The organism is Protofrankia sp. CiP1_Cm_nod3, from assembly GCF_982290655.1.
This window is the reverse complement of sequence record NZ_CEVIVD010000068.1, coordinates 14,893-26,552: the sequence shown is the minus strand read 5'-3', so window position 1 is coordinate 26,552 and position 11,660 is coordinate 14,893. Positions and strand designations below refer to the sequence as shown.

Genomic DNA, 11,660 nt, shown 5'->3' with positions numbered 1-11,660 from the left:
CCCCGCCCCTCCACCCATCCGGAGAAGACGCCGTGACCACTGCGACCACCGCGGCAGACCTCGCGCACGCGGGTTCCACCCGCACGCGACGCTTCTACCAGATACCGATCGCCCCCACCGACCCGCCGTACGACGACGACCCGCCAGCCGGCGCATGGGGGGCGCACCCACCCACCGGCCCCGCGGCGGCGGCCCCCGTCATCGCGGCGGCGGCCCCGATCGTCCTCGCGCTGCCCCGCACCGAGCATGCCGACCACGGTGATCAGCGGCCGTATCCGGCCAGAGACACGCTGGTACGGCCGCTGCAGCCCCTCCCGGGCCCCGGGCGCACCGACGCCCCGGGCACCGGGGAACTCCCCTCGGCCCGGGCCGCGGCCACCGTCGTCGTGCGGGCCATCGTCGAGGCCGTGACCGGGATCCGGCCCGTCGCGCACCTTGTCGCCTGGACCTCCCCGCGGGTGCAGGCAGATCTTGAACGACTGGTCGCCGGCAACGTCCGGCATCGGCGCCATACCCTTCGCTGCCTGCGGGTGTGCGAGCCACGGGAAGGGATCGCCGAGGTTGCCGCGGTGATCGCCAGAGGCGACCGGGTGTCCGCTATCGCCCTGCGGATGGAGACCGCCGGCAGCCGCTGGCGGGTCACCGCGCTACAGACCGACGCCCTTCGGCACGGTCCGGCAGGCGTACCCCGGGCGGCGGGTACGGCTCCGCTCGCGTAACGCCCAGGTCCGCCCGCGTGGAGCCCGTGCCGCGCGGGCAGCGCGACGCCGGCCGGGGCCGCGCCCTACCGAAGGCCGTCAGGGGCTTCGGCAGGGACGTGTCCGCGCGTCCTCCCGCCGGGCAGGCTCACGGCAGGCAGGCTCACGGCAGGCAGGGAACTGCCGGAAAATAACTCCGGTTGTTGATGTCGGTCTTGTTGCGGGGCTGACAGCAGCCTCTCTCGATCGAGAACCGCAGTTATTGATCGACGGGTCCCAAGATCACGGCGTTCCGCCGAGGGGGCCCGGCGAACGCGCCGCCGCGGCGCGCTCAGCTTCACGTTCTGCCAGGGGCGCCTGGTGGACGCGGCCCAGGGACGTCAGGCGGTGCTGCGATGGGCGGGGTCCCCGTGGCAGCGCTTGTACTTGCGCCCGGAACCACACGGGCAGGGGGCGTTGCGGGCCGGGCGGGCGCTACCGCCGGTCGCCGGCTGCTGCCCACCATGTGCCCCGGCCATGCCCCCGGAGACCCCGGTCGTCACCGTCTCGGAGCCACCGTCCGCTGACGGCGCCGTATAACGAAGATCCCCGGTGGGACGACGCGGCTCCAGGCCCTTGACGAACACCGGCGGTGGCGCGGACACCGGCTGGACATCCACGGTGTTCGCGGCGGCGGAACGCGCTGGTGGCCCGGCCGGCGCCATCGTGCCATCGGCCCCGGCGGGAACAGCCCCGGTGGCGACCGCCGGCCGGACAGCCGTGGGATGGCCGGGCCCCCCGACCACCTGCGCCGCGCCGTCCACCGGGGTGACCGCCGGGCCGGCCGGCGCCGCGCCGGCCTCGGCGGCCGCGGAATCCGCGCCCGGAACCTGCACCTCGGCGTTGAACAGCAGCCTGACCGACTCCTCCTTGATGCCCTCCATCATGGTCTGGAACATGTCGTAGCCCTCCCGCTGGTACTCGACCAACGGGTCACGCTGCCCCATTGCCCGCAGGCCGATTCCCTCCTGCAGGTAGTCCATTTCGTACAGGTGCTCACGCCATTTCCGGTCGAGGACGGCGAGAACGACCCGGCGTTCCAGCTCCCGCATGAGCGGGTCGCCGTCCGGGCCCGGGCCGAGGTCCTCCTCGCGCCGGTCATAGGCATCGTGCGCGTCGGCCTGCAGCTCCTCGATCAGGGTTTCGCCGGTCAGCCCCTCACGGTCGTCGGGGGCCGGCACCTCCACGCCGACCTGGTACAGCTCGCCCAGACCGCTCCAGAGGGTGTCGAGGTCCCATTCCTCGGGATACCCTTCCGCGGTCGCGCCGCGGACGTACGCCTCCACCGTGTCGTCGATGAAATGGCGGACCTGTTCGTGCAGATCGGCCCCTTCGAGAACCTTCCGGCGCTCCTCGTAGATGACGGTGCGCTGTTTGTTCATCACCTCGTCGTACTTCAGGACGTTCTTGCGGATCTCGAAGTTCTGGCCCTCTACCTGGGTCTGCGCGGAACGGATCGCACGAGTGACGATCTTCGACTCGATCGGCACGTCCTCGGGAATGTTGAGCCGGTCCATGATTCCCTCGACGGCCGCGGCGTTGAACAGCCGCATGAGGTCGTCGCCCAGGGACAGGTAGAACCGGGACTCCCCGCGGTCGCCCTGGCGGCCGGCTCGTCCACGCAGCTGGTTGTCGATGCGGCGGGACTCGTGGCGTTCGGTGCCCAGCACGTACAGCCCACCAAACGCCAGGACATCCTCGTGCTCGCTGCTGACCGACGCGCGAGCCTTCTCCAGCGCCTCGGGCCAGGCCGCCTCGTAGTCCTCCGGAGTGTCGATCGGGCTCAGGCCGCGCTGGCGCAGTTCTACCTGGGCGAGGAACTCGGGGTTGCCACCGAGCATGATGTCGGTACCGCGCCCGGCCATGTTGGTGGCGACGGTCACCGCGCCCCGGCGCCCCGCCTCGGCGATGATCGAGGCTTCCCGCTCGTGCTGCTTGGCGTTGAGCACCTCGTGCTTCACGCCGCGCTTGGTCAGCTCCTTGGACAGGTACTCCGACTTCGCCACGCTGGTCGTGCCCACGAGTACCGGCTGGCCCCTGTCGTGGCGCTCGGCGATGTCGTCGACGACCGCGCTGAACTTGGCGACCTCGGTCTTGTACACGACATCGGGCTGGTCGGCCCGGATCATCGGCTTGTTCGTGGGGATCGGCACGACGCCGAGGGTGTAGATCTGGTGGAACTCCGCCGCCTCCGTCATCGCGGTTCCGGTCATTCCGGACAGTTTGTCGTAAAGGCGGAAGTAGTTCTGCAGCGTGATCGTGGCCAGGGTCTGGTTCTCCTGCTTGATCTCAACCTTTTCCTTGGCCTCGATCGCCTGGTGCATACCCTCGCTGTAACGCCGGCCGTGCAGTACCCGGCCGGTGAACTCGTCGACGATGAGAACCTCGCCGTCCGTGACGATGTAGTCCTTGTCCCGGCGGTAGAGCTCCTTTGCCTTCAGGGCGTTGTTGAGGTAGCCGACCAGCGGGGTGTTCACCGATTCGTAGAGGTTGTCGATACCGAGCTGGTCCTCCACCTTGGCCACCCCGCTCTCGGTGATGGCCACCGTCCGCTTGCCCTCTTCCACCTCGTAGTCGACGTCTCTGACCAGGGCCGGGGCGATACGGGAGAACTCGGTGTACCAGCGGGTCGGGTTGTCCGCCGGGCCGCTGATGATCAGCGGTGTCCTGGCCTCGTCGATCAGGATCGAGTCGACCTCGTCGACGACGGCGAAGCTGTGCCCGCGCTGCACGAGCTCATCACCGCTCCAGGACATGTTGTCCCGCAGGTAGTCGAAGCCGAACTCGTTGTTGGTGCCGTAGGTGATGTCGGCCTCGTACTGCTGGCGGCGGACCGCCGGTGGCATCTGCGGGTGGATCACACCGACCGTGAGCCCGAGAAAGCGGTGCACCCGGCCCATGTTCTCCGCGTCCCGCTGGGCCAGATAGTCGTTGACGGTGACAATGTGCACGCCCTTACGGGACAGCGCGTTCAGATAGGCCGGCAGCGTGGAGACGAGGGTCTTGCCCTCACCGGTCTTCATCTCGGCGATGTTGCCCAGGTGCAGGGCCGCCCCGCCCATGATCTGGACGTCGAAGTGCCGCTGGCCGAGGGTCCGCCGGGCCGCTTCGCGTACGGCCGCGAATGCTTCGGGGAGAAGTTCGTCGAGGGTTTCCCCGTCGTCGATCCGCTGCCGGAACTCGTCGGTCATCGCGCGCAGCTCGGCGTCGGTGAGCCCCACGAAGTCGTCCTCGAGGAGGTTCACCTGCTCGGTGATGGCCTTGAGCCTGCGCAGAATACGGCCCTCGCCGGCGCGGAGGATCTTCTCGAGTACCACGGGTGAAACTCCTCGGGCGGCTTGTCGGCTGGGTCACCTACACAACGAGACTAGGCTAGACCCCCGGTGCTGATCGATCCTCCCCGTACGGCGGGTCGGACATCCTTGTGACAGGCGGGACGCTTGTGACAGGCCGGACGCCGCACCAGGCGGCCTCACCCGTCGAAAGGGCCGGCCCTCCCTCCCCACCAGCGGGGCGGTACGGAATCGTGCTGCCGTGCCCGTGCCCGGCCGCGGATCCTCGTGGCTGCTGGCGGATCCGCTCCCGGCCCCGGGGCCCGCCCATCAGAACGTACGGGAACCGCGGTCAGTGCCCGGCCGCCGACGCCTCCCGCGGGCTCGTAGGCGATCCTGACCAGATGCCGAAGCTCGACCCCGTGGAGATCACGGCTGGCCGGATCCACCTCCGCCCGTGGATCCCCGCCGACATCGACGACGTCCACCGTGCCTGCCAGGACCCGGACATCCAGCGCTGGATAAGGATTCCCTCGCCCTACACCCGGCAGGACGCCGAGGCCTACATCACCGGGTTCGCGCCCCGGCAGTGGGACGACGGCCGGGGTGCCCCGTTCGCCGTGCTGGACGCCACGTCGGGGTCGGTGCTGGCCTCCGTGAGCCTGACCGAGGTGACCGACGACGGCCTGGCCACGGTGGGTTACTGGTGCGCGCCGGGCGCACGTGGCCAGGGTGTCGTCAGCCAGGCGGTCGGTGTGGTGAGCCGCTGGGCGTTCCAGGTCCTCGGGGTCGAACGGCTGGAATGGACGGCCGGGGTGGGCAACTGGGCCTCCCGCCGGGTGGCGGAGAAGAACGGGTTCACCATCGAGGGCACGCTGCGCCGGGGCCTCGTCCTGCGCGGCGTCCGGATCGACTGCTGGATCGGCTCCCTGCTGCCGGACGACCGGCCTCCGTCGTGACGGTCAGCAACCATATGGCCGGGCAGCTTCATGCCAGCCGGCCACGACCGACCGGCCGGTCGCGACCGCGTGAAAACAGTCCGGGAAACACGGCGTACGCCAGGAGGAACACGGCATACGCCAGCCCGGCGTGTCCCCGGCCGGGTGGCCGCCACGGCGACCGCCAGCAGGCTCAGGCAGCAGGCGCGGACGGTGACGGATTCAGGTGATTTCCAGCAGCTTCTCCCTGACCGCGTAGACCACCGCCTCCATCCGGGAGTGCAGCTGAAGCTTCTCCAGGATGTTACGGATGTGATTCTTGACCGTGTTCTCACTGATGAACAGCTGCTTGGCGATGTCGCGGTTGTTGAGCCCCTTGGCGACGAGCCGCAGGACCTCCATCTCACGATCGGTGAGCCTGGGGGTGGGCAGCTGCGGCCGACTGTCCGCCTTTTTGATCATTAGTGCGAACTCGCTGAGAAGTTTCGAGGCCATCGACGGGCTGATCAGGCTCTGCCCCCCGTGCACGGCGCGGATGGCGGTGGCAACCTCGTCGATCGAGATCTCCTTGAGCAGGTAGCCCATGGCACCCGCCTTGATCGCGTCGTAGAGGTCGCCCTCCTCGTCGCTGATGGTCAGCATGACGATCTTTGCGCTGGGCACTGCCTGCTTGATTGCGCTGGTCGCGTCGATCCCGCCGCGACGCGGCATCCGGACATCCATGAGGACGATGTCGGGCGCGGTGTCGACCGCCATCGTGACGGCTTCGGAGCCGTCCGGTGCCTCACCGACCACCTCGATGTCCTTCTCCTGCTCAAGGACCATCTGTAGGCCACGCCGAAACAGAGCATGATCGTCAACGACGAGCACCCGGATGGGATCCGGCGACAACGGCTCTTCCCCCGGCTGGCGCCCATCCCCCGTCATATGACCTCCCTCACGTCGCGGCGGACCCCTGCCAGGTGTCCGTGCCGGTGCACGGGCCACCTGGCAGGCGGCTGAAGACATCCACGGCAGATGGTCCCACGTCAATTGGACCTGCATGCCTTTACACCGTTGCGACCATGTCACGAGGCTGGTCGTGGCCGGCCTCCGGATCCGCCTGCCGGTGGCCCGGATACGGCCTATGCGTGAACCGCGGAGTCCTGGTGAGGATCCTGAGCCGCGTCCGCACCCGTATCCGCCTCAAGCCGGATCAGGCCGTAGTCGTATCCACACCGTCGGTAGACGACACTCGGCAGGCCCGTGTGCACGTCACGGAAGAGGTAGAAGTCGTGGCCCACGAGCTCCATATTGGACAACGCTTCGTCAAGAGTCATGGGCGTGGCTCGGTGGACCTTCTCACGGACGACCATGGGGGACGGATCCGCGACACCGTAGTCCGCGTCGCCGCCGGCAGCCGCCGAAGCATCGAGCACACCGACGGCCGGGCTCCCGTCCGGCAGACCGGACGGCCGGTCGGGGGCGGTCTGCGCCAGTGAGGCACGGCCCGCGCCGTTGTGACGGCTCCGCCTGTCGGCAGCCCGCCGTAGCCGTTCGGCGAGCTTCGCCGCGGCCAGGTCGAGCGCCGCGTAGGGGTCGGCCGCGGCAGCCTCCGCGCGGATGACCGGACCCCGTGAGAACACGGTCAGCTCGACACGCTCGCGGACATCCGCCATGCGCGGGTTGCGCTCGCGGGAGAGCTCCGCGTCCACCCGGAACGCCTTGTGATCAAACCTCTCAAGCTTCGCAATCTTGGCCTCGGCCTGCTCGCGGAACCTTTCAGGAACCGCGGTGTGCCTTCCCTTGACCACGATGTCCACTCGTTTCACCTTCCTGTAGACCGGAAGTCGCGACCATCGGGCAGTCCCGACGGATCGGGCCAGGCCCCGCTTCCGGTGTCGTGCCGTGCGCCAGGGCTTATCTGCTGCCTCGTTCCTTCCGCTCGGGCCCCCGGACACCTGGGCCCTCGCCCCGCCTGTCAGTCCCCGTGGTGCCGGTACGGGTGACGACAGTTTTATCCCTCCGGTACCCTGATCGCAGGCAAACGGACAGCTTGGGGCCGGTCATCTCGAGTAGGGCGTCGGTGGGCCAACGTCGCGGCGGCGACCGCCGCCACCGATACCGGTACCGCGCCGGCACGCAGCACCCGAGTGGCTTCGGACAGCGTCGCCCCGGTTGTCACGACGTCGTCGATGACGATGAACAACGCTCCGGGCGTCCCACGGCCGTCCCAGCCGACGGAGGCATCCGGCGGGAAAGACCCGGCCGCGGAAGAAACATGGTCGCCCGGCCCCCGGCCCCCTGGAGCACGGCGCAGGATGAACGCGCCGTCGACATTGGCCGCGCGTTCCGCGGCGCTCAGGCCCGCCTGGTCCGCCACCGGCCGGGCGGGGCGCAGCATCGGCACCACCCGTGCCGGCACGCCCGCTCGGCGCAGCACCCGGGCGGCGCCGTCGCCGAGCCGGCGTACGTGGTCGAACCCGCGCTGACGCACCGCGGCCCGGGTCGACGGCACCGGCACCAGAACGACCGGGCCGTCGTGTGCTGACGCGGCCCTGGCCGCGACCACCGCGCGGGCCAGTGCCGACACGAGTGGCCCGGGGGCGTCCAACCTGCCTCTTTCTTTGAAGGCCAGCAGGATTCGCCGGCACGCGCCGTCGTAGACGGCGCCGGCGAAACACGGTGGCCCTCGCCGCTTCGGGGTGGCCGTCTGTCCCGAAGCGGCGAGGAATGCGGGCCGATCGACCGCGGCCTCACACACCGCGCAGACAGCCGGGCCGGGACGGCCACAGCCGGCACAGCTTCGCGGCAGGAGAAGATCCAGCAGGACCTCGAAAGCGGCGGACAGGTACGTAGCGGACATGTGTCGTATGGTCACCCCGCCGGCCCCGGCCTGACCAGCACCCGGCCCGTCCTGTGGAAAACCCTCGTGGGGCGGGACCTGCCTGTGGACAACGCCCGCCCAGGACGCCCACGACGTGCATGCTCTGTGAGCGCGGCCTTTCCGCAGACGCGAAAAGAAATCGAATGAATACAAATAGTCATCAAAGATGGGCTTTCCTGTCCGCCTGGCACCCAACATCGACAGATCTGGCACGATCGCACTCACCGGGTCCACCGGCAGTAGGGCACGCGGCAGTACGGGCACGCGGCAGGCCGGGCCGATCGTTGGCAGCGCGGATCCATCCATACGGCGAACCGGTCACGGCGGCACGGGTGCGCCGGCCCCGGACAGCGCGCCGGGACACTGGCGCGGCCGCCTCCATCCGGACCGCCGGAGGCCCGAGAAGGTGAGGAGACCGACATGACCGGCGGACCAGGCTGGGGCGACCCCCAGCCACCCGGCGGGCCGAATCCCTCGGACGGCCGGCAGCAGCCGCCGCCACCCGGCTGGGGGCAGCCCCAACCACCGCCGTCCGGCGGGAACCAGCCGCCCTCGCATCCTGGCGGGAACCAGCCCCCATCTCCTGGCGGGAACCAGCCCCCGTCTCCTGATTGGAACCAGTCCCCACCTTCTGGCTGGAACCAGCCGCCATCGGGCTGGGGGCAGCCACAGCCGGCGGGAGGAGCGGGCCAGTGGGGGCCTCTGCCGCAGGCCGAGAAACCGGGGATCATCCCGCTACGGCCGCTGGCCGTCGGCGAAATACTCGACGGCGCCTTCGCCGCGCTGCGGCGCAGCCCCGCGGTAATGATCGGGCTGACCTTCGGTGTCACCACCGCGACACAGATCGTCGCGGCGGCGCTGACCGCGATCGGCCAGCGCGGCTCCACCGGTCTCGCGCTCTCCCTCAGCATCGTGGATATAATCATCAACTTCGTCGTCATCGTCGCGCTGACCGGCGTGCTCAGCGTGGCGGTGAGCGAGCTGACAATGGGTAGCAGCATCCAGATCGGAGAGGTCCTGCGGCGCGTCCGGCCCCGGCTGCCCGGCCTCGCCGGGCTGTCGGTCGTGGTGGCGCTGCTGACCCTGATCGGGCTCATCGGGCTCGTCATCGGCGGCATCTTCGTAGCGGTCGCGCTGGTCCTGGCGACCCCCGCGTTCGTCCTCGAAGGCGGCACGATCAGGACGGCCATGCGGCGCTCGTGGACACTGGTCCGCGGCGCATGGTGGCGCACCTTCGGGATCCTGCTGCTGACGAGCATAGTTGTCGCTGTCCTGCTGTTCGTCCTCGCCTTCATCTTCGGGCTGGCCTTCACCGCCGCCAGCGACGCCCTGACCGATCCGGTCAGCGGCGACTTCACCGGGCCGGGCCTCGCGCTCAACGCGATTATGAGCATCATCATCGACACCGTGATCATGCCGGTCATGGCGAGCGTGGTCGTGCTGCTCTACGTCGATCGCCGCATCCGGCTGGAAGGGCTCGACATGACGCTCGCCCAGGCGGCGCGGGAGCGCCGCGCCGCGACCGGCCAGGGCTATCAGTGACGGGAGCACGAGCATCCGCGGCGGGAACGCGGGCGTCCGGGGCCCCGCGGCACAGCAATGGGTGAACCGCGATGATCGAGCCAGTGGTGACCCGTGACGCGGCAGCGGAGGAAGCCCGCCGCGAGCTGTCCAGGGCGATCTACCACCGGGCTGGGCCAGGCTGGTTCGAACGGGTGGTGAACTGGCTCACCGCGCGGCTCGGCGATCTGTGGGCCGGCGTCACCGAGCCGTCCGGCGGCGGCCTCGGCATCGCGGCCCTCGTCATCGTGGCCGCCGTGGCCGCCGTGGCGGTGCGGCTGCGTCTCGGCCCGCTGCGGCGGCAGGCCCGGACGGCGTCGACGGATCTCGATCTGACCAGTCCGCTGTCGGCGGCGGCGCTGCGGGCCGAGGCCGACGCCGCGGCCCGTGCCGGCGCGTTCGCTGACGCGGTGCGTTCCCGGCTGCGCGCCGTCGTGCGGATGCTGGAGGAGTCAGGAGTGCTCGAGCCCCGGCCGGGACGGACCGCCGGTGAGCTGGTCGCCGAGGTCGGCCGGATCGCGCCCGCTCCCACCCCCGCCCTGGCGGCGGCCGTGACCGTGTTCAGCGAGATCTGGTACGGCGGGCGGAGCGCGTCCGAGGCCTCCTACCGCACCGTCGTACGGGCGGACGAAGCGCTTACCGGGCTGCGGCCACGGCCGGGAGCGGGCGACGCCAGCCCGGCTCCCACCTTCACGGTGCCGGCTTGAGCGCCCTGGCCGGCCGGCGGCAGCGTAACCACGCGTCCGGCACTCCGCCACAGGCTGTACCGCCACGAGCCGCGCCGGTGCGGGCCGCCGGCCCGCCGGCCGTACCCTCGCCGGACGTACCCTCGCCGGCTGTGTCCCCGCAGAGCGTGTCGCCGCAGGATGTGTCGCCGCAGGATGCGGCCTCGCAGGCCGCTGCCCCGCGGGCGCCGGGCGCCGGGCGCCGGGGGCTCGATCCGCGAGCCCGCCGTGGCATCCGCGTCACAGCCGTCCTTTTACTACTTATCGTAATATGTATAACACTTGTGGTCATGTCTGCAAGCTCGAACGGACGCCCGCTCGATCCTGGGTCGGCCGATCCGGACGGGACCATGGCCCTGGCGCGGCTCGTGCGGGCGCACGGCGTCACAGTCACCGCGACGAACGACCCGGCCGAGACGGCGAACGAGCCGGATCCCGCCGACGTCACGATCGTGCTGGCCCACCCACAGCGGGCATCCAGGCAGGCGCTCGACAGGCTTGCCCAGCTGGCCGGCCAGGGCAGCGACGTGGTGCTCCTCGAGCCGGACGCGACTGTCGTCGACGCCCTGGGCCTGCCGGTCACCGTCACCGGCCGCGTCCCCTCCGGGACACCCTCGCCACAATGCCAGCTGTCTGAGGCCACCACGGCGGGGGCGGTCACGCTCGGTGGCCGGTCTGCTTTCCGGGCCACCGGGCCGGACGCGGCCGAGCTCACCATGTGTTACCCGGTGGAGTCGGCCTCGGTCCTGGTAGTCGTGCCGGCGCCCCGAGCACCGGGCCGGCCGCGGGAAGCGGCCGGGCCTGGACGGTTCGTCCTGATCGGCAACGCCGGTTTCATGACCAACGACCGACTGGACGAGCAGGGCAGCGCGGCGCTCGCGATCGGGCTGCTCAACCGGCACCGCACGCTGTCCTGGGTGACCCCGCAGCTCGGCGCCCCGGACGCGGTGGCCCGCAGAGGCCTGCTCGACCTGCTGCCCGACCGGGTGCCGCTGGCCTGCCTCCAGCTCGGCCTGGCCGCGGTCGTCCTCGCCCTGTGGCGGGGCCGCCGGCTCGGCCCGCCGGTACCCGAACCGCTCCCGGTCGTGGTGCGCGCGGCCGAGACCGTCGAGGGACGAGGCCGCCTCTACGCCGCCGCGCAGGCCCGGGACCTGGCCGCGGCGGTGCTGCGGGCGACCACGCGCGGGCGGCTGGCCGAACGGCTCGGGCTGCCGACACGGACCCGCCCGGCCCGGCCCGGCGACACGGGGCAGCCCGAGGCTGACCCGGCCGCGCTCGTGGCCTCCGTCGCCACCCGTACCGGACGCTCCCCCACGGAGATCACGTTGCTCCTGTACGGTTCCGAGATGAGCCAGGGTGCCCCGGCAGCGGCTGGGACGGCCCTGGCGACAGGGGTGACGGACGAGGCGTTGGTGGCGTTGGTGGATCAGCTCGACGCGCTGGACCGGCAGGTGGCAGCGGGACCGGATCGGCAGGTGGCGGCAGGATGAGTGTCCCGGAGACATCCGACGACACCCAGCGGACGGCCACCGCTTCCCCGGCCGGGCCCGTGAGCACGGCGG

General features: G+C 70.7%; 9 protein-coding genes. 5 read left to right on the top strand and 4 right to left on the bottom strand.

Features of this window, described 5'->3' with window-relative positions; all coding sequences use genetic code 11:
• A partial coding sequence (locus AC5LUJ_RS14400) for an Rv3235 family protein (RefSeq protein ID WP_493465088.1) occupies positions 1-719 on the top strand: 719 nt, incomplete at its 5' end.
• Positions 720-1,078: 359 nt separating this feature from the next.
• Here the strand turns inward: AC5LUJ_RS14400 and secA are convergent.
• A complete protein-coding gene (gene secA / locus AC5LUJ_RS14395) occupies positions 1,079-4,054 on the bottom strand; it encodes a preprotein translocase subunit SecA (RefSeq protein ID WP_250290253.1) in 2,976 nt (991 codons plus the stop codon).
• A 359-nt stretch (positions 4,055-4,413) separates the two neighbouring features.
• Here secA and AC5LUJ_RS14390 point away from each other — a divergent pair, with 359 nt between their 5' ends.
• Entirely contained in the window at positions 4,414-4,968 is a 555-nt protein-coding gene (locus AC5LUJ_RS14390) for a GNAT family N-acetyltransferase (RefSeq protein WP_250285907.1), read from the top strand.
• Positions 4,969-5,169: 201 nt separating this feature from the next.
• Here the strand turns inward: AC5LUJ_RS14390 and AC5LUJ_RS14385 are convergent, their stop codons facing one another.
• From AC5LUJ_RS14385 to AC5LUJ_RS14375, 3 genes are all read right to left on the bottom strand, one after another.
• Positions 5,170-5,874 (bottom strand): response regulator, encoded by a 705-nt coding sequence (locus AC5LUJ_RS14385; RefSeq protein WP_250285908.1) that lies wholly within the window; start codon positions 5,872-5,874, stop codon positions 5,170-5,172.
• A gap of 197 nt (positions 5,875-6,071) precedes the next feature.
• Complete coding sequence (gene hpf, locus AC5LUJ_RS14380) at positions 6,072-6,749, bottom strand: ribosome hibernation-promoting factor, HPF/YfiA family (protein WP_250285909.1); 678 nt, start codon at positions 6,747-6,749, stop codon at positions 6,072-6,074.
• A gap of 194 nt (positions 6,750-6,943) precedes the next feature.
• On the bottom strand, positions 6,944-7,792 hold the full coding sequence (locus AC5LUJ_RS14375) for a ComF family protein (protein ID WP_250285910.1): 849 nt from the start codon (positions 7,790-7,792) through the stop codon (positions 6,944-6,946).
• 441 nt (positions 7,793-8,233) lie between these two features.
• Here AC5LUJ_RS14375 and AC5LUJ_RS14370 point away from each other — a divergent pair, with 441 nt between their 5' ends.
• From AC5LUJ_RS14370 to AC5LUJ_RS14360, 3 genes are all read left to right on the top strand, one after another.
• On the top strand, positions 8,234-9,355 hold the full coding sequence (locus tag AC5LUJ_RS14370; protein WP_250285911.1) for a DUF7847 domain-containing protein: 1,122 nt from the start codon (positions 8,234-8,236) through the stop codon (positions 9,353-9,355).
• A 71-nt stretch (positions 9,356-9,426) separates the two neighbouring features.
• On the top strand, positions 9,427-10,080 hold the full coding sequence (locus AC5LUJ_RS14365; protein WP_250285912.1) for a DUF4129 domain-containing protein: 654 nt from the start codon (positions 9,427-9,429) through the stop codon (positions 10,078-10,080).
• Positions 10,081-10,211: 131 nt separating this feature from the next.
• Positions 10,212-11,588: a DUF4350 domain-containing protein gene (locus tag AC5LUJ_RS14360; RefSeq protein ID WP_493465087.1), complete on the top strand. Its 1,377-nt coding sequence runs from the start codon at positions 10,212-10,214 to the stop codon at positions 11,586-11,588.
• The last annotated feature ends 72 nt before the right edge of the window (positions 11,589-11,660 follow it).